We start from the raw sequence: 19,553 nt of genomic DNA, 5'->3' as shown, positions 1-19,553 counted from the left end.
ATGTCTGTTACTGATTTATTTAAGCCGCTGACTCTTTTGCATGGCCCGGAAATGAGAAATCGTTTTATGCTGGCACCCCTTACCAACCAACAAAGCGAATTTGACGGTACCGCATCCGAGTACGATCAAACCTGGATCAGGCAGCTCGCGCAAAGCGGGTATGGACTGATCCAAACTTGTGCTACCACAGTAGAAGCCGGCGGTATTGCTTTCGCCCGCCAGCTCGGTATTCACAAAGATGATCATTTGCCAGGTCTAAAGATGATGGCCTCAGCCATCAGACAGGGCGGCGGGCTTTCTGCGGTACAGCTCCACCATGCGGGACACCGTGCCAATCCGCATCTGGGCGGTATACCAGCTCCTGCTTCCAACGGAGTGGTAGATGGCGTCACAGCTATTACAACCGAAGAGGTGGAGACAATACGAGACAGCTTTATTAAGGCTGCCAAAAGGGCTCAGCTGGCAGGATTTGATGGCGTCGCAGTCCATGGTGCCTTCGGATGGATTCTTTCGGAATTCATGTCGCCGTATTTAAACAACCGAAAGGATAAGTATGGAGGAAGTCTGGAAAACCGCGCACGTTTTACTATTGAGGTCATTGAGGGTATTCGCAAAGCCTGCGGGCCTGATTTTCAGATTGGCTGGCGCTTGTCAATTGAGCGATATGGACTTCGTCTGGAGGAACTGCGTGAGGTCACCTCCGAGATTTTTGATCGCGAGATGATTGACTATTTAGACCTTGCATTATGGGATTCAGCCCAATTGGTCCAAGAAGGTTCGTTTCGTGGAAAGTCCATGCTAAGCGTCTTTACAGAGCTTCCCCGAAAAGGCGTTCGACTAGGAACAGCAGGCAAAATCATGAGTGCCCAGCGTGCCGGAGAGCTTTTGGATGAAGGCTGTGATTTTGTGCTGATCGCGCGTGCCGGCATCTTGCAGCGGGACTTTCCACTTCAGGTAAAGGCCAATCCAAACTATGACAGTCCTAAACTTCCAGTAACGGCTGGGTACCTCCGTCAAGGTGGATTGAGCGAACGCTTTATCAATCACTTACGCGGCTGGCAGACATTCGTAGCTCCAGGCTCGTTGTGATAAGTCTTGATTCTAAAATTCTTAAGCTAATCAATTACACATATTTAACTGGAATCGAAACGAACTTTATGCGATAGTTTTTGAGCTTTCCACGAAATAGACTCCTTTATATCGCAAGTAAATTTGCCCTGTTTAAACAATATAATAAGAAAGAATTGAAAAGGTTGTATAGGAAACAAAAAAGAGCAATTACCAGAATAACAACTAATGGACATGGGAAGTAAAGAAAGAATATTGCGACTGAAAGATGAAACCAGGGCCAAGATTCTGGACGCAGCTTTGAATATTGCAAAAATGGAAGGATGGCAGGCCTTGAGCATGCGCAAAATCGCCGAACAGATTGAATATACTGCCCCGATTATCTACGAATATTTTGCAAACAAGGAAGGAATTTTATTGGAGCTGACCAGGAAGGGTTATCGAATACTCACAAAACATATAATTGATGCGCGTGAGAGATATGAAAAGAACGAAGATAAAATGGAAGCCATGTGGATCGCCTATTGGAATTTTGCTTTTACACATAAGGAATTTTACCGCTTAATGTACGGCGTGGATATGGTCCGTTGTTCAAATAGCAGCTGTATTCCCGAGACGGATAATCTTTATGAAATACTGGCTGAGGTAATCGCAGCTCTATTCACAAAGAAACCGATAAGTGAGGATATCATCTGCTTGAAATACAATACGTACTGGTCTGTCATTCATGGTCTGGTGTCCATCAATCTAATTCATCTCAATTGGAGGACTACCGATGCGCTAAACCAGCAGATTTTAAAAGACGCCATTAAGGTCATTACACTTTCTATTAACAGCTGAATTTTTTTACCCAAATATTTAACGCTGTTAGATTATTAATACCCAAAAAATCATTTTTAATATAATTTAATCTTATGAACACTATCTACAATTTTTTTAACTCGCTTAAAACTGTTAAGCGGTTTAATCAGACAAAGTTTCTGATTGTTTTTTTAGTTACCGGAGCCTCCTTTGTGGGCTGTAAGCCTTCGCCAGAATCAGCAGCTGCAGCACCTCCGGTATTACCTGTGAGCGTAGTCAATGAAAGTGAACAGACCACCTTTACTGAATATCCTGCATCCATTCAAGGGTCTGTAGATATAGATGTCCGTCCACAGGTCAGCGGCTATATTCAAAAAGTTTTAGTAAATGAAGGAGCTTATGTTGCGGCAGGACAAACATTGTTTGAAATTAATTCACAGCCTTACAAAGAAGCTTTAAATAATGCAAAGGCAAGTATGCACACTGCAGAGGCCGCTGTTTTGAACGCACAGCTGGAAGTTGACAAATTAACCCCGCTGGTGCAAAACAAGGTGGTTTCAGATTATCAGTTGAAAACAGCTAAAACCAGTTATAAGATTGCTCAGGCAAATGTAGAACAGGCCAGGGCAAGTGTAGCGTCAGCGCAAATTAACCTGGGCTACACCAATGTGAAAGCAACAGTAAACGGCTATATAGGCCTTATACCTAAAAAGCAGGGAAGCCTGGTATCGCCGGCAGACCAAACCGCATTGACACAGCTGTCCGATATTAAAGAAGTACATGTTTATTTCGCTTTGGCAGAGGAAGATTTCAATATTTTCAATACTAACTATTCAGGAAAAACGCCAGCGGATAGAATTAAATATCTGCCGCCAGTGGAACTGGTTCTGGCCGGTAATTCAGTCTATCCCATTAAAGGCAGGATTGACATGATTAATGGTCAGTTTGATAAAAATACCGGTGCTATCACATTAAGGGCCACTTTCCACAATACGAATGGCAATTTACGTTCAGGCAATACAGGCAAGATACGTTTAGGCTTAAAGCATGACAATGTACTTTTAGTCCCACAATCAGCCACATTAGAAATGCAGGATAAGGTTTTCGTTTTCGCTCTGCATAAAGACAATAAAGTAAATAAAATTCCTATCACAGTAATTGGCAAAAGCGGAACCAATTATCTTATTAAAGATGGTTTGAAATCCGGCGATCAGATTGTTTTGAGCGGTCTGGACCGACTACAGGAAGGACAGGTAATTGAGCCTCAAAAAAGTGTGGCTAAAGTAGCTACTCAATTAAGTAACAAAAATTAAGTTTATAATGTTTAAGATATTTATACAAAGACCCGTACTGGCAACCGTTATCTCCATCATATTGGTGATATTAGGTGTCATCAGTTTAATAAAACTGCCAGTACAACAGTTTCCTGATATTGCCCCGCCATCTGTAATGGTAAGTGCTTTATATCCAGGAGCCAATGCTGAAACGGTGCTGCGTTCTGTTGCACCATCACTGGAAGAATCGATTAACGGAGTCGAGGATATGACCTATATGAGTTCTACCGCCAGCAACGACGGTACTTTATCCATTGCTGTGTATTTCAAACTTGGGACTGACCCAAATCAAGCGGCTATTAATGTACAGAATAGGGTTTCTCAAGCATTAAGCCGCCTGCCTTCTGAAGTTGTTCAACAAGGAATTACTACGTCTAAACAACATGTTACTTTTATGATGGGTATTGGATTATATACAGAAGATGAATCCAAGTATGATCAGACTTTCGTAGGGAACTATGCTGAAATCAACATTATTCCTGAGCTTAAACGAATCCCGGGTGTTGGGTTGGCAAGTTTATATGGTGGCAATAAAGATTATTCAATGCGTGTATGGTTAAATCCTGCGAAAATGAGTAATTATCAGATTACAACTAGTGAGGTTACGAAAGCTATACAGGATAAAAATCTGGAAGCTGCACCAGGGAAATTTGGTCAGAATAGTAAAGAGGTTTTCGAATATGTAATCAAGTACAAAGGGAAACTGACTAAACCTGAAGAATATGAAAAGATTGTCATAAAAGCTAATGCAGATGGATCTGTCCTTCGATTGAAAGATGTTGCAAGGGTAGAGCTGGGATCATTTTCTTATAGCAGCTTAACACGTTTAAGTGGTAAAAAAGGGGTAGTTATAGGAGTTCTTCAATTGTCAGGAGCAAATTCAAACGAAACACAAATCGCAGTAAAGAAAGTTTTGGACAAAGTTTCAAAAAACTTTCCGAAAGGTATAAAACACGAGATATTTTTTAGTACCAAAAGAGCATTGGACGAGTCCATAGGACAGGTGAAAAGTACTTTAATAGAAGCTTTTATTTTAGTATTTATTATTGTATTTGTGTTCTTGCAGGATTTCAGGTCTACACTTATTCCTGCTATTGCTGTGCCTGTTGCATTATTAGGAACCTTCTTTTTTATGCAGATGTTTGGTTTCTCAATCAATTTACTAACCTTGTTTGCATTGATTCTGGCCATTGGTATTGTTGTCGATGATGCAATTGTGGTAGTAGAAGCGGTTCATGCAAAGATGGAACATAAGCGTTTGGGAGCTAAAGAGGCCACACATGAGGCGATGCATGAAATTTCAGGAGCTATTATTTCTATTACTTTAGTGATGGCGGCCGTATTCATACCCGTCGGATCCATGGAAGGATCTGCAGGTCTATTCTACAGGCAATTTGCCTTTACAATGGCTATAGCAATTGTAATATCAGCAGTAAACGCTCTAACATTAAGCCCGGCGCTGACTGCCTTATTTCTAAAAGATATACATGTAAATAACCATGATAATCAGGAAACTATTGTAAAACACAGTTTCAAAGAAAAATTCTTCATAGGATTTAATGGCAGTTTTAATGCTTTAACTAATCGTTATACGGGAGGATTAAAAGTGCTGATTCGCCATAAATGGTTAACTATGGGTGGTTTATCGCTAATTACTTTAGCTACAGTATTTTTGATAAAATCAACCCCATCAGCATTTATACCAACAGAAGATCAGGGCTTTATTGCTATTGCGGTAAGCACTCCATCGGGAACTACATTAGATGGAACTCAGAAAGTAATGAAAGTCGCCGAAGACAAAATGAAAGGCCTTGATGCAGTCCGCTTTGTAACTGCTATTTCTGGTTTTGATGTAATGACTAATTCAATGAGTCCGTCAAAAGGAATTATATACGCACAATTAAAACCAAATAAAGAACGCGGTGAGGTTAAAAACCTTGATGAGCTCATGGATAATATACGTGGTATATTAGGTAATTTAAACGGCGGTAGTTTTTTCGTTTTCAATTTCCCAACTGTTCCTGGATTTAGTAATGTTGAAGCACTCGATATAGTCCTTCAGGATAAATCAGGAGGCAAACTGGATAAATTTAGTGGAATTTCTCAAAATATTATCAAAGAACTCACTAAACGTCCGGAAATAGCCGCCGCATTTACCAGTTTTAATGCGGATTATCCGCAGTTAGAGTTGGATATTGATAATGATAAAGCAGATCAATTGGGAGTAAATGTTAAAGATATTTTAGAAACCATGCAGGTCTATTTTGGAAGTGCTCAGGTGTCAGATTTTAATCGTTTCGGGAAATATTACAGGGTGATGGTTCAGGCTGATATTGCCGGCAGAGCAAATCCATCTTCCATTGACCGTGTATTTGTGAAAAATAAAAATGGTGAAATGGTACCGATTAATACTTTAGTGAAATTAAGACGTATTTACGGATCGGAGACAGTCTCAAGGTATAATCTTTTCAATTCAATTTCGCTAAATGCAATTCCAAAAACAGGTTACAGTTCAGGAGCAGCTATTAAAGCAGTTGAGGAAGTAGCTGAAAAATTCCTACCCGCAGGTTATACCTATGAATTTTCAGGGCAAACACGCGAAGAAATAGCTTCAGGTGACCAGGCAATAGTTATTTTTATTTTGTGTATGGTGTTTGTTTACTTTTTATTGGCCGCACAATATGAAAGTTATATTTTACCCCTGGCAGTGATGTTATCGATTCCAGTTGGAATATTTGGTGTTTTTGTTGCCATTGGTTTAACGGGTATTGCAAACAGTATTTATGTTCAGGTTGCATTAGTTATGCTTATTGGCCTACTTGCAAAAAATGCGATTCTGATAGTTGAATTTGCAGTTCAGCGAAGAGATGCAGGATTGTCATTGATTGATGCCGCAATTGAAGCTGCAAAACTAAGGCTTCGACCAATTATTATGACATCGCTTGCTTTTGTTGTTGGTTTGATTCCAATGATGAGTGCCACAGGTCCCTCAGCCCAAGGGAACCACTCCATCAGTATTGGAGCTGCAGGAGGCATGATCTCGGGTGTAATTTTAGGTTTACTTATAATTCCGGTACTTTTTGTTGTCTTTAGGTCTTTACAGGAAAAAGTATCAAAAAAATCAAATGAGGTTGTTCTTTATAATGAAGAACCAGTTAAATAATATAATTTATGAAACATTTTAATATAATCGCCGTCACTTTCATTGCATTTGCAGCGATAGGATGTTCGGTTTCGAAAGATACATCTTTGCCAAATGTTGCGCCGGAAACATTTCGGAACCATACAGCGAAAGATTCTTCGAGTATTGGCACTATTACGTTAAAAAACTTTATCAGTGATGTAACTGTGCAAAGTTTGATCGATACGGCATTGGTAAATAATTATGATATGCAGATCGCACTAAAAAACATAGAGGCGGCTGAGATACTATATAAAAAATCGAAATTAGGAAATTTACCTGAACTTAATCTTCAGAGTGGTGCAAGCTCCAGCCGTCCGTCTGACAATAGTCTTAATGGATTGACCCTAAATCAGTTTTTAGGTAAAACGCATATTGAGGATTACAATGCGAATCTTGGCGTATTCTGGGAAGCAGATATCTGGGGCAAAATACGCAGTCAAAAAGCTGGCGCTCTTGCCAGCTATTTACAGAGTGAAGAAGCTCGTAAAGCTGTTCAGACACGTTTGGTTACTAATGTTGCACAAGGTTACTACAATCTTTTAATGCTCGATGCGCAATTGGAGATTGCCCAAAAGAACCTGGAATTGAATGACAGTACATTGAGGATCATCAATTTACAGTTCGAAGCCGGGCAGGTTACTTCGCTGGCGGTTCAACAGGCAGCAGCACAGCAATTGAACGCGGCAAAGCTGATACCAAAACTGGAACAGCATATTGCCTTACAGGAAAACGCATTGAGTGTCCTGATTGGCACCATGCCAAAAGGCATCAACCGCAGCAGTCGTTTAGATAAGATCGTTATACCAAATGAGTTGAACGCAGGTTTTCCTTCGGCGATGCTAAAGCAGAGACCTGATATTAAAAATGCAGAATTAGCTTTGCAGGCTTCAAACGCAACAGTTGGTATTGCTACGGCAAATTTATATCCGTCACTTTCAATTACAGCAGCCGGAGGTATAAATTCTTTTAAGACAAGTAACTGGTTCACTGTGCCTGCGTCGTTGTTTGGTTTGGTTTCTACTGGTATTACCCAGCCTATATTTCAAAGGGGACGTTTAAAAACAAATTTGAAACTGGCTAAGATCGATCGTGAAAAAACAGTAATTCAGTTTCGCCAGTCTGTTTTGAATGCCGTTGGTGAAGTTTCTGATGAATTAACTAAAATTGAAAAGCTAAAGAAACAGTATGGTATTGCAGAAAAGAGAGTTCAAACTATACAGGAAGCATCAAAAAATGCAAATCTATTGTTTGAAAGCGGTATGGCTAACTATCTCGAAGTAATTACCGCACAAGGAAATTTATTACAAGGCGAGCTTGAATTGGCTGAGATCAAGAAGGAACAGCTGAATGCCGTTGTTGGCTTGTATCGCGCTTTAGGCGGTGGCTGGCAGTAATCAGGATGTAAATGTAGTACCGTAAAAAGAAAGATTTAAAACCTAAAAGCCTTTATATGGATCCTATAAGATTATTTGAATATGATTGCTATGTCGATGCACATGGATATTATTCAGATAGTCTTATCTGGTTTTCCTGATGGCCATTAGACATAAATGCTTTGACATGAGTTCTTATACTAAACAATTTGCTTTCAAAGCAATGACTCAGAAATTTATGCCTTTTTTATGATCACGCCCATGGACCCACACTGAACATTAACGGATAGTTTTTGAGCTTATCAAGAATTAGAAGATCCTAATACTAAATTAATTTTGTCTTGTTGAAAACAGTTAGTTATCCAGGTCAGACAGAGGTATGATCTTAAATTGACTATCACGTAATTAAAGGGACAGCACCTACTTTCAATATTGAATTTCTTTAGAGAAATTCTTGAAATGCATAAAATATTAACTAAAATAATTAGAATTGAAATGAAAAAAACATTGATTATCATTACACATCCTGATATTAATAACTCAGTGATAAACAAAAAATGGCTTAAAGAATTAGAGAAATTTCCTGAGAAGTTTCATATACACCAATTACACAAAATTTACCCTAATCAAGAGTTTGATATAGCAGCAGAGCAAAAACTCGTTGAAGAACATGATCATATCATTTTTCAGTTCCCATATTATTGGTACTATGGTCCTGCATTATTAAAAAAATGGTTTGATGAAGTTCTTACACACGGTTGGGCTTATGGCAGTTCAAGCGGTTTTAAATTTAGAGGAAAAAAAGTGGCATTGGCTATTTCGTTAGGATTAAAAGAAGAACATTTACAACGCGGAACGCCCTTAAAATTTAATATTAAGGATTTAACCACTCCCTATGAAGCGCTATTTGATTGGATAAAAGCCGATTACCAACCACTTTTTGCTTACTACGGAATGACGTTTGAGCCATCAGAAGAATGGATAGAAAAAAGCGTACCATTATATCTTGATTTTCTGGATCGCTTTAATTCTAATAATGAAGATAAAAATGTCAGTTGAATGATGTGGGCTCTATACAGTTAAATCCAAATTGCTTGGGATTTAATTTTAACCTGTCGGTGTACTTGCGTATAGATTCCTAAAAATTTTATGATTTAAAATTGTAAGTTGTTCTAAAAACTAAATCTTTTATATTCCCTTAAGTTAGAGATAATCAGGAAGCTCCTCTGTTAAATCCTATATTTTCTCTGTAGAATTGAGGGGATATATCTGTTTTGCCCTTAAATACCCTGCTGAAATAATACTCGTCCTCATAGCCAAGCTCGTAGGCAATCTCTTTAACAGTTTTGTCGGTAAGGTATAATTCTCTTTTTGCTTCAACAATGATTCTTTCAGTGATAAGATCTGAAAGTGTTATGTTGAAATGATTTTTTGTAACCCGGGATAGCGCAATAGGTGTAACATGCAGTATTTTTGCATAATCGCTGGCTGAATGCTTTATCCTGAAATTTTCCTCAATCGCGTTTCTTAGATTTTGGACAATTGTCAGCTGCTTGGTACCAATTGTCCTGGTCTGGTCGACAGACTGCTGTTCGAGTTTAATCCTGGTGGCGAGCACTAAGAATATTTTAAGATAAGAAACAAGAACTTCGTCCTTTCTCAGCGCTTCCATTTTAAGCTCGTTGACTATCTCCCTGACAATGTTCATCAGCGTAATTTTATTATTTTGGTCAAGACGAATAAAGGGCTGTTCATAGATATTATTGAACAAAATGCCGTTTGCAGCTATCTCTTTGTGGTGCCTGTAAATACAAAAGAAATCGTGATGAAACTGAATGCAGACACCAACCAGTGATCCTTCAGAAGAAAGCATAAACGGCTGATAGGGATAAAATGCAAACATTGTATTCTCTTCAAATACATACTCATTAAGATCAACTTTAGCTAGCCCCTGACCCGAGTTAATAATAATTATAGTAAAATAATTATTGCGCTGTATATGATCAAAATAACTGCTGTTATCGAACTCGAAAACTTTGAATGACAAGTTTCCGTTCTGCTGGTTGATAAGCGTGTAGACGGATTGTGATAACATAGGTACTTATTATTTACTTAATGATTTTAAAAATTGAGCAGTAAGGGCATTACACTCATCAAGACAAATGCTGCTTATAATCTCTGGTTTCTTTCCCCATTTTGGCACGTCTTCAGTTTCAAGTACCTTAAATTGTGAGCTTAATCCGCCCACCAGCGGTACAGCAGAGCCATAGACGATTTCGGAGATCCTGTGATGTCGTATCATATAGGAACACATTATGCAAGGTTCGTGAGTGGTGTACATGGAGGCATTATGCAAATTCTCCGAATATCCGTTTTTCAGGGCATCTCTTATGGCCATTATCTCAGCATGATTTGTGATGTCCCCGGTTGATTTACCCGATTCGATGCCTTCACCTATTATTTTTCCATTCAAAATAATTAATGCTCCTACGGGCGGGTTGCCGTTTTCAAGAGCCGTTTTGGCAAGAGTCAGGCATTGTTTCATGTAATATTGATAATCGTCTTTCATAACATTAGATCCATTTACTTTTAAAGATAATATTCTTTTAAAAGCTGTTTTAATATATTTAAAAAATGTAATAGTTTTTAAACAGCAGAATATAACTAAATAGGTTGAATTTAAATGATTAATATATAATTTATTGATTTAAAGGAAATGTTTCCATGTTGGGAACAAAAAAACTGCCCTTCACTTAAAGAAAAGGGCAGTTAAAGAAACTGTTTTAGAAAATCAAAATACTGTAACCTTCGTCTCTAAGGTTAATAAAACTTGGCAGACCAGGAGTTCCCGGTACTTCATTGTCGTTTAAAAGATCATAACCAGATACTTCGGTACCAAATACGGCAACGCAGCCTTTTGAAAGACCATGAACATGATCCTTTACTTCCTTGTAAAGTCCATTAACCGGATGATCGGGCTTTTCTAGATATTCAGGCCATCTTATGCCTGTACCCTGAAAAATGATTTTTACATCTTCACCTGCATGCTTGAATTCGTATGCCGACGCTAAGGCATTGAATACACGTCCTAGAGCTTCTTCTGATCCAGCTTTGGGATCAGAAAGAATAATAATTGCTGTTTTTTGCATTTTAATTGATTTAATTAATAATGCAAAGATCAGGTGGTAATTCTCTGCAATTAATGGATGATTTTGACTTTGTAATGGAGAATTTTTTGCTTTGCCCAGTTTTATAAATAATGATGGAGACGGCTAATTAAAGAAGTTTGTTCCGAGGATTTTTTTTTAAATGCCGTACAAGATAATTTGATTCAAAACGTCCATCACAAAGTTTAAATTATCCATTCTTAACCAACAGCGTTCTAGAGACCTTTGTTGCTGATTATAGCAACTAAAGTAAAACTCTAAAAAAATAAAAAAATGTCTGTATCTGATTTATTCAAACCGCTAACATTGCTGCACGGTCCGGCAATGAGAAATCGTTTCATGCTGGCACCGCTTACCAGCCAGCAGAGCCATCATGACGGCAGGGCATCTGTATACGACCAGTCCTGGATGGAGCAGCTTGCCCACGCCAATTACGGATTGATCCAAACGAGCGCTTCGACGGTAGAAGCTGGCGGAATAGCCTTTGAACGCCAGCTGGGCGTACACAGCGACGACCATTTGCCGGGCCTGACCAAAATGGCGGAAGCTATCCGCGAAGGAGGAGCATTGTCTGCAGTACAGCTGCACCATGCTGGACATCGTGCCAAGCCTGAAGTAGGCGGGATACCAGCACCGGCTTCCAGCAATACATTGAAAGGTATTAGGGCAATTACGACAGAAGAGGTGGAGCGCATACGCGACAGCTTTATCGCGGCTGCTAAAAGGGCGCAGCTGGCTGGGTTCGACGGTATTTCGGTACACGGTGCTTTTGGATGGATTCTTTCGGAATTCTTGTCCCCAAATTTAAACGACCGTAAAGATAAATATGGAGGAAGCTTGGAAAACCGTGCACGTTTCACGATCGAAGTAATCGAAGGAATTCGTCTTGACTGCGGTCCTGATTTTCAGATCGGGTGGAGATTATCTATAGAGCGCTATGGGTTGCTTTTAGAAGAACTGCGTGAGATTACGGCTCACATTTTTGACCGCGAGCTGATAGATTATTTGGATCTGGCTTTATGGGATTCGGCTCAGGTAGTTCGTGAAGGAAGTTTTCAGGGTAAAACCATGCTCAGCGTCTTTACAGAACTTCCCCGCAAAGGGGTGCGCTTAGGCGCCGCTGGAAAGATTATGAGTGCCCAGCGTGCCGGAGAGCTGCTGGATGAAGGATGTGATTTTGTGCTTGTTGCACGCGCGGCTATTCTGCAGCGTGACTTTCCTCTTCAGGTAAAAGCAAATCCTATGTATGATAGCCCGCAGCTGCCCGTGCTGGCAGATTACCTTCGAAAGGGAGGACTGAGCGAACGCTTTATTGATACCATGCGTGGATGGCAGACGTTCGTAAAAGCCGGATCTTTATGAAGGTTTTTGCATTTGTATATTTTAAGTAGGAGTAACAGAGAGTAGGATTAGTTTCTGTAAAATCATAGTTCATTTTTGAGTTAACGTTTGCAATTTTTTTCTAAAAACATAAAATATATATTGTAAATAAGACAATGCCTGTGAAGTTGGGAGAACAAAAAAAAGGTTTTGGGCGGATGTAAGCTTCGGATGCATCCGCTTTTTTTAAGATATGTGGTATATTGTGAAGTATGATATGCTCAATTAATTCCCGCAATAGTTTGAAGGTGGCAGTGTTTATAAAGAGCCGATGTTAATTTTCATATAACTTGAAAAGAGCCTAAAAGTCAGTCATTTAAATTCAGTTGACCCAGTTTTGCAAAAGACAGTATTCATCTACTTTCTTAAAATTAATTCTGTCTTATGGTTTTAACGGGATCAGGTGGGTAGAGGAGCATATCCAAGCTAAATGATTGTAAATTTGCAACCAGTTTAATATTATAGTTTTAAATTATAAGTAAATGATAATTAATTCATATATAATTATATGCACAGGAAATTTAGAGAGAATAGAAATTTTCAGATTTAGGTAGCATAATGGATAATTAATTACGTTGACCCCTCTCCACAAATTTTAATGACACTACTAATTATTTGTAGACCAATAGAAATGGTGGTCAATTTTGAATCGGCGAATGGGGCCAATTGTCTTCGGTTTATGCACTGATCAAACAACCTGGAAGAAATCTGACGATCAAGTTCACGGATACTATAGCTTTCACGGATGCATAATCTAATGTAAAACTCCCTTCCTTCTATTAATTTACATCTCAAGAAAATAGTCATGTGATGTGTATAGCTTATTTTCGCAAGTATACTACCCTTTTATGTCAATTGTTTTGAATTGTGTCATCAGTGATGACACAATTACAGATAATTTATTTTCAGTACTTAACAAGTTTTCTAAAGGCAGTATTAACTTATGATTTTCGGGGTACAATTCATAAAATTATATCATTCTGTAAAGCCCTCTATTATTAAAGCCTTTAAGTTCCAGATTATTGCGTAGGATATAAGCTGACAAGTCAGTAACCGTTTTATCTCCCCAATCGGTATGCTTTAATTTTTTACTTATATACATTCCAACATTCCAGTACAGTTTTATCAATTAGCGTTTGCAGCTTTAACCGCATTTGCGCGCGATTGCTTTATAATTTGAAAGATTTCTACAAAATTATTTTCCATGACTTAAGCTTTTTTTAGATTATGATTCCCATGAGACAGAGCAAGCAGTTCTTTTAGTTCCTGTATTTCCTGCTGCATTTTAGATATGATATCCAATGAAGGTGGCTCAGCGGTAGTTTCCTTATCGTTCAGCCTCAGCTGTAATTGCTTCATTTCGCGTCCCACCGATTGTTGCTCGGTAATAGCATACTCTTCAGTCTGCTTTACGAATTGGTGTCCCAGCGCCCGGCCTTATGGGTATTTAGGGTACTTTGGATGCCACACAGGTCAGCTATTTCCTTCAGGTAAGCATTCATCTTCTGGTTAGAGGTTACCGGAAGTACAGAATTTCGCTGTAGGCAAACAGGGTGGTTTTCGTAGTGCTCCATCACAGCTTTTGCTTTTGGCAATAACGGGATATTAATACTACCTCCTGTTTTCTGCCTTTCACTGATAATCCACATTTCACCATCAATGCCAATCTTGATATCCGTTTTCTTGAGGTTAAATACAGCAATATAGGCAAGGCCTGTATAGCATTGGAATACGAAAATATCACGTACCGTAGCAAGGCGCGGGGTAGAAAAGTTATGATGTTCCAGCAATGCCAATTCCTGGCTGCTCAGTGGTTTTTTATGAATCTTGATTTTCTTAGCCTTAAAACGTTTAAATGGGTCGGCAGCTATAATATCCTTGTCAATGGCAAGCAATACAATTTTCTTGAAGTTGGTAATGTATTTAACTGCGGTGTTATGACTGATGTTCTTAACTGTCTTGAGATAGAACTCGTAATCTTTGACAAACTCATAGTTAAGTTCCCTGAATTCCATGTCATCTACATTGTACTTGTAGCGCAGGTATTCCGTAAGGTGCTTTTTAGCAATCTCAAATCGTACGTGTGTGCCGATTGCGTACTCGCCCTTTTCAACTAAAGCCAATAATTCATCATTGTGCTTTTGGAACTCCTAACAATCGTTGCCTTTGAAACATTCTTACCCATTACAAAATCCATCAGCTTTTGGGTCGTGAGTAGTTGGCCTGCAAGCATTAGTTCGCTTTTGTGCTGTTGGATCTTCATGTGCATTGCATCGAGGAAGAAATTTAAAATTTTTGCATCCTCTTTCCCGCCCGTAGTCCGCTCTGTTTTTTGATCCCAGCGGTCGGTAACCCATTTGCGTTTGGTAGATGTCTCTTTGGGTATCCCATCTACTGTGATTCTAAGGTAAACATACCTAACATTTGTCTTACTTGTGGAACTCTTCAAAAAGAAGGTTATTCCGAAACTGTTCCCTAACATAAATTCAACGTTTTAAAAAATTAATAAAGGTCGAATTATAGTGCTTTCAAATCAAGTCGTTAAGCAAATTTACATGTTGATAATCAAAAACTTAAAGCATATTTTGTGGCAATTTTTTTTGCAATTTGAAATTGCCACAGATTTGCTACAAAAACTTTGTATATTTTTAAAATTTTGATGATGCAAGGGGTAAAATAAAAAAACCTGCAACTTCATAAAGTGCAGGTTTTATGTGATTTAACTTACTTCATAGTGATATAAAGCTTACTTTTAGTGGGCTGTCAGGGATCACAGTCGAACACCTTGTTCCTATTTTAAATCTGTTTGATGATGTTAAAGTACATGCAAATACTTTAATATAAATCATAACGCTTTTTATTTATATTTTTAGAACATTGAATTTATTATTAAATTGTAAGATTGGTCAATAGTTAGTACTAAAATTAGCAATAAAACGTCTATTTTTAATGTATGAGGGTTTATCGAACACAAAGAGTTTAGTGGTGTTTGAGTTTCAATAGCTTCAAATATTACACAAGGGATTATTTCGTCCGAAATCGATGATTTTAGCGAAAATGTCATTTTTGGTTATTGGTGGATAAATTAATTACATTGACCCCTTTCCAACAGTTTTAATCGGTGAAGGGGGCAATGAAGTTCGGTTTATTTACAGGAAAGGTCAACCGAAAATTATAAAGGTTAGCCGCAGTAAAATCATGGCACTTTCCCATATCAAAACCTTACCAACATTCCATAAATATTTTAAGGAACTTCAGGTAATGGGGTATATAAAATATACGCCATGTTACCATCCGGGTTATAGAAGTGAAGTAGAATTAATGTTTTTGCAGTAAATTTGTAAATTGTGTCAAAAGTGACAGAATCCTAGCTCTTACTAATAGCACAATTAAGCATTATACGAAAGATGTAATGAATGTACTTCTGTTTTATCTAAAAGACAACAGTTTTACAAAACATTATAACGGCTTTACGTTGGCTGTGTAATAAATCACGATATATCATAGGAACTCAAACCACGGTGCCAATTATAACTTTCTTATATTCAGTTTTTTAATATTTTGGACTGGTGATTGTATACAAATGTTTAAGCTAATTACATTGAATATTAGTTGTCTAACAAATAATAATAATATTAAATCACATGCAAAAAATTATTAAAACAGGCCTTGAAGGCCTACTACGCCCAGAAGACAGTATCGTTGTGTTAATTGACCACCAACCGTATCAGTTTACAAACATTAACAGCCACGAACCTACAATTATAATTAACAATGTAGTTGGCCTGGCTAAGACGGCAAAAGTGTATAATGTACCCACAATTCTTACAACAGTCATAGAAGAACGTGGCGGCAACATTATCAAGGGGCTTCAGGATGTATTTCCGGATCAAAAACCAATAAACCGTACCTTAATTAACACATGGCAAGATCCGAACGTTACCAACAAAGTAAAAGCTAGTGGGCGTAAGCAACTTATTCTAGCTGGTCTTTTTACCGAAATATGCGTAGTAATGCCAGCAATTCAAGCAATTGGCGAAGGCTATGATGTATTTGTAGTTACTGATGCGTGCGGTGCTGTAACAACAGAAGCACACGATATGGCCATACGTCGTATGATTCAGGCCGGTGTTGTGCCTATTAACTGGATGGCAGTAGCAGGCGAATGGCAGCGCGACTGGGCGCGGTTAGATACAGCTAACGCCTTAGGAGGAGTTATTTTAGAGCATGGTGGTGCAAGCGGTGTGGCATTAGCCTGGGAATTACAGCTTCTCGCCACACAACCAGCAACACATTAATAAAACTTATTTAAGCAATATTTTGAGTAGCATCAAAATGTTGCTTTTTTTTAATGTAATAAAAATATAATATGAAAGTTACTATATGACAGTCAATAATGTTGCAAGCAAGACAATTTAACAAGATAATTTGTAAGATATTTTTAAGCTTTAATTCCTTTTTAACCTATTTTTAGCACAGTGTTTAACCAATAAACAACTGAATGAAAAATATAACCTGCCTGCTTTTTTTATTGCTTTTTACAACCTTATCCTGCTTTGCTCAAAGGGTGTCTTACAGTGAAATAAAAGCGGAATCTAAAATGGATTTACCCGATACTTCCCGGGTAAAAAACCTCACTTCACTCGCTTCCTATTTTATAGATAATAAAGGTGAAAGTGCTAAAGACAGCATTTTCTATCTTCTAAATTCGGCCTATGCATTAAGTAATGAAATTAATTATACAAGAGGTAAGGTATTTTATTTTGCGGGTATGGCTAAAGCCTACGTCACCACAAATGAAATACAGAAAGCCAGGACATTTGCGACCAAAGCAATTAATTTAGCTAAAAAAAGCAGGCTTACACAAATGGAAGCTTTATGCTATATGCAGTTAAGTAATGCATATACCGGCGAGGACAAAGCACTTGAATATGCAGAGCAATCTATTAAAGCAGCCCGTAAATTTTCGGGTAAAGAAGAGCTTGCTGAATTACTTGGGAATATTAGTGGTGAATATTACAATTTCAACAAATTTTCTGAGGGAATAGCCTGTGGTGAAGAGGCTGTAAGATTATATAGCACTTTACATATCCATACACCAGACAAGATTTATGGTAATCTCGCAGACGGCTATAATGTTTTAGGTATGTATGATATGGCCATTAAATATGGTTTAAAAGCTATAAAAGAGGGTGAGAAGAATGGTTCGACGAACAACAATTTGTTCTATTATTACAACACTGTGGGTGATACTTACAATTATCTTAAAAATTATAAAACATCAGAAAACTATTCCCGAAAAGCACTTGACTATGCTATAAAAGATACAGATATTATAGCTATATATACCGCTGCCTACAGTGTTTTTACAGATATGTATAGCCAACCAGGAAGAACCAAAGAAACAAAGATCTTTATTAATAAAATATTTAAAACCTATCAATGTGATGAGGTGCCATGTAAAGTAATGAAATGGTCGAGCATTATCCAAATTTCTGATAAATTGGGGGAGACAGCTGTGTCGGAAAAATATTGTATGGAGATGTTACGATTTGCTGATAAAAATAGGGAATCTATTGCTGAATATCATAGGAATGCTATTTATAACTCTGCCATGATTCATTACTACAAGATAAAAAATTATACCAAAGCCCGTTTCTATTTAAATATAGCAAAACCATTAGCGAAAGAAATGGGCCTTGCCCAGTCTATAAGGGACAATTACCGAAATGAATTTTTGTTAGATTCTGTTCAGGGTAATCTCACATCTGCGATTAAAAATTATCAGGCTTATATACGAATTAAAGACAGCCTCTTTAACGAGATTAAATCAAACCAAATATCCCATTATCAAACCGAATATGAAAGTGTTAAAAAAGACAACAACATACAATTACTGACTAAAGAAGGCCTGCTACAAAAAGCTGTTGTAGAAAATGAACGACGCACCATCGTTGTAGTAATACTTCTTTTAGGGTTAGTGGTAGTCATAGCCGGAGCGTTGTACTGGCGGAACAGGAACAGGAAAAAACACAACGATCAATTGCAGGTTAAACAACTTGAAATTGAAGCCAAAAATAAATCTTTAGGCAAGTTGGTTACAGAGAAGGAATGGCTGCTTAAAGAGATACACCACAGGGTAAAAAACAACCTTCAAATAGTAATGAGCCTGCTAAACAGCCAGTCGCATTACTTAAAGGATAAGGCTGCACTTACGGCCATCCGCGATAGCCAGCACAGGGTAAATTCGATTTCGCTGATTCATCAAAAGCTTTACCAGTCAGAGAATTTAGCTTCAATTGGTATGGTTGCTTACATACATGACCTTGTATCGAATTTAAAAGATAGCTTTGATACAGGTAATATAATTTTTGAAGTTAAGGTAGACAACATCGACCTTGATGTGAGCCAGGCAGTACCTGTTGGGCTAATCTTAAACGAAGCTATTACAAATGCCATGAAATATGCCTTTAAAGACAGGACAAATGGCAAAATAAAAATCAGCCTTGCCCATAAACATGATGAGGTATATGAATTAATTATTCGAGATAACGGAATAGGCATGCCTGACAATTATGATATTTCAGAATCTACTTCGCTTGGCATGACCCTTATACGGGGATTAAGCGAAGACTTAGACGGCGAGTTTACCATACATAATAATAACGGCACAGTTATAAAAACTTCATTTATTAAGGATTGCTTTTTGGATAACAGGGACGCATGTGAAACAGCATAAAACAAATTCCTCCTTAATTAGTGATGTATGTATCTGCTACTTAAAGAGGAATATATTTAATATGTAGAATTTAATTTTCCGAATTACTCGACTTTACCACGAGGGTCGTCGATATGCTGCTTCGCAACATCATAACGAATACCCTGACGGTCCAGTATCTTGACATTTTTAACTACAATGCTTAGGGCAGTTAAAAAGGTATCAGCATTTTCGTGGTATTCATAAGCCTCTTTATCAGCCCATCCTTCCAGAAGGTGAAATGTATTTGGGTCTCTAACATCTTGTGCAAAGGCGTAATATATACATCCAGGCATAGTAACTGCTGCGGTCATATCCGGTATTACAGCATCTATAAATGTTTGCCGGTCATCTGGGTGTACACGGTAATAGGCGCTTACCAAAATTTGGGTTGGTATTGTTTTATCATGGCTTACTGCATACAATGGTGTGTCTGTAGTTTTTATTGAATCAGATTTCATAATTTTAGATTTATTGTATTAAATTTTA

The 19,553-nt window shown here is 38.0% G+C and carries 17 protein-coding genes; 9 read left to right on the top strand and 8 right to left on the bottom strand.

What is annotated here, in order from left to right:
- The 6 genes from F565_RS0115365 to F565_RS0115340 all read left to right on the top strand — a co-directional run bounded on the left by F565_RS0115365 (position 1) and on the right by F565_RS0115340 (position 8,819).
- Positions 1–1,089 carry an NADH:flavin oxidoreductase gene (locus F565_RS0115365; RefSeq protein WP_081621350.1) on the top strand — a complete coding sequence of 363 codons (1,089 nt, stop codon included), beginning with the start codon at positions 1–3 and terminating at the stop codon, positions 1,087–1,089.
- Positions 1,090–1,302: 213 nt separating this feature from the next.
- Entirely contained in the window at positions 1,303–1,908 is a 606-nt protein-coding gene (locus tag F565_RS0115360; RefSeq protein WP_026300089.1) for a TetR/AcrR family transcriptional regulator, read from the top strand.
- Between the two features lie 74 nt (positions 1,909–1,982).
- Positions 1,983–3,182, top strand: coding sequence for an efflux RND transporter periplasmic adaptor subunit (locus F565_RS0115355; RefSeq protein ID WP_020214126.1), 1,200 nt, complete (start codon positions 1,983–1,985; stop codon positions 3,180–3,182).
- Between the two features lie 7 nt (positions 3,183–3,189).
- Positions 3,190–6,366, top strand: a complete 3,177-nt coding sequence (locus F565_RS0115350; RefSeq protein ID WP_020214125.1) for an efflux RND transporter permease subunit — start codon at positions 3,190–3,192, stop codon at positions 6,364–6,366.
- Positions 6,367–6,374: 8 nt separating this feature from the next.
- The gene (locus F565_RS0115345) at positions 6,375–7,781 is read left to right on the top strand and encodes a TolC family protein (protein WP_020214124.1); all 1,407 of its coding nucleotides are present in this window, start codon (positions 6,375–6,377) and stop codon (positions 7,779–7,781) included.
- Between the two features lie 474 nt (positions 7,782–8,255).
- Positions 8,256–8,819 carry an NAD(P)H-dependent oxidoreductase gene (locus tag F565_RS0115340; RefSeq protein WP_035642402.1) on the top strand — a complete coding sequence of 188 codons (564 nt, stop codon included), beginning with the start codon at positions 8,256–8,258 and terminating at the stop codon, positions 8,817–8,819.
- A 154-nt stretch (positions 8,820–8,973) separates the two neighbouring features.
- Here the strand turns inward: F565_RS0115340 and F565_RS0115335 are convergent, their stop codons facing one another.
- The 3 genes from F565_RS0115335 to F565_RS0115325 all read right to left on the bottom strand — a co-directional run bounded on the left by F565_RS0115335 (position 8,974) and on the right by F565_RS0115325 (position 10,909).
- Positions 8,974–9,855, bottom strand: a complete 882-nt coding sequence (locus tag F565_RS0115335) for a helix-turn-helix domain-containing protein (RefSeq protein ID WP_020214122.1) — start codon at positions 9,853–9,855, stop codon at positions 8,974–8,976.
- A gap of 9 nt (positions 9,856–9,864) precedes the next feature.
- Entirely contained in the window at positions 9,865–10,329 is a 465-nt protein-coding gene (locus F565_RS0115330; RefSeq protein WP_020214121.1) for a nucleoside deaminase, read from the bottom strand.
- 214 nt (positions 10,330–10,543) lie between these two features.
- Complete coding sequence (locus F565_RS0115325) at positions 10,544–10,909, bottom strand: DsrE family protein (protein ID WP_020214120.1); 366 nt, start codon at positions 10,907–10,909, stop codon at positions 10,544–10,546.
- A 291-nt stretch (positions 10,910–11,200) separates the two neighbouring features.
- Here F565_RS0115325 and F565_RS0115320 point away from each other — a divergent pair, with 291 nt between their 5' ends.
- Positions 11,201–12,289: an NADH:flavin oxidoreductase gene (locus tag F565_RS0115320; RefSeq protein WP_081621349.1), complete on the top strand. Its 1,089-nt coding sequence runs from the start codon at positions 11,201–11,203 to the stop codon at positions 12,287–12,289.
- Positions 12,290–12,877: 588 nt separating this feature from the next.
- On the opposite strand, the gene F565_RS23435 is transcribed toward F565_RS0115320, so the two are convergent.
- The 4 genes from F565_RS23435 to F565_RS23235 all read right to left on the bottom strand — a co-directional run bounded on the left by F565_RS23435 (position 12,878) and on the right by F565_RS23235 (position 14,789).
- The gene (locus tag F565_RS23435) at positions 12,878–13,132 is read right to left on the bottom strand and encodes a DUF1016 N-terminal domain-containing protein (protein WP_425306960.1); all 255 of its coding nucleotides are present in this window, start codon (positions 13,130–13,132) and stop codon (positions 12,878–12,880) included.
- A 145-nt stretch (positions 13,133–13,277) separates the two neighbouring features.
- On the bottom strand, positions 13,278–13,409 hold the full coding sequence (locus F565_RS23325) for a hypothetical protein (RefSeq protein ID WP_081621347.1): 132 nt from the start codon (positions 13,407–13,409) through the stop codon (positions 13,278–13,280).
- 307 nt (positions 13,410–13,716) lie between these two features.
- A complete protein-coding gene (locus F565_RS23240) occupies positions 13,717–14,430 on the bottom strand; it encodes a site-specific integrase (protein ID WP_231559619.1) in 714 nt (237 codons plus the stop codon).
- A complete protein-coding gene (locus F565_RS23235; protein ID WP_231559620.1) occupies positions 14,421–14,789 on the bottom strand; it encodes an Arm DNA-binding domain-containing protein in 369 nt (122 codons plus the stop codon). The genes F565_RS23240 and F565_RS23235 overlap by 10 nt, the downstream gene beginning before the upstream one ends.
- 1,162 nt (positions 14,790–15,951) lie before the next feature.
- Here F565_RS23235 and F565_RS0115310 point away from each other — a divergent pair.
- Positions 15,952–16,605 (top strand): hydrolase, encoded by a 654-nt coding sequence (locus F565_RS0115310; protein WP_020214117.1) that lies wholly within the window; start codon positions 15,952–15,954, stop codon positions 16,603–16,605.
- A gap of 203 nt (positions 16,606–16,808) precedes the next feature.
- Positions 16,809–19,046, top strand: a complete 2,238-nt coding sequence (locus tag F565_RS22445; protein WP_020214116.1) for a tetratricopeptide repeat-containing sensor histidine kinase — start codon at positions 16,809–16,811, stop codon at positions 19,044–19,046.
- An 83-nt stretch (positions 19,047–19,129) separates the two neighbouring features.
- Here the strand turns inward: F565_RS22445 and F565_RS0115300 are convergent, their stop codons facing one another.
- The gene (locus F565_RS0115300; protein ID WP_020214115.1) at positions 19,130–19,525 is read right to left on the bottom strand and encodes a putative quinol monooxygenase; all 396 of its coding nucleotides are present in this window, start codon (positions 19,523–19,525) and stop codon (positions 19,130–19,132) included.
- Positions 19,526–19,553: the final 28 nt, after the last annotated feature.

The organism is Flavobacterium rivuli WB 3.3-2 = DSM 21788, from assembly GCF_000378485.1.
Taxonomy (GTDB): Bacteria; Bacteroidota; Bacteroidia; order Flavobacteriales; family Flavobacteriaceae; genus Flavobacterium; species Flavobacterium rivuli.
The sequence above is the reverse complement of the archived record's forward strand: the minus strand, read 5'-3'. Positions and strand labels throughout refer to the sequence as shown.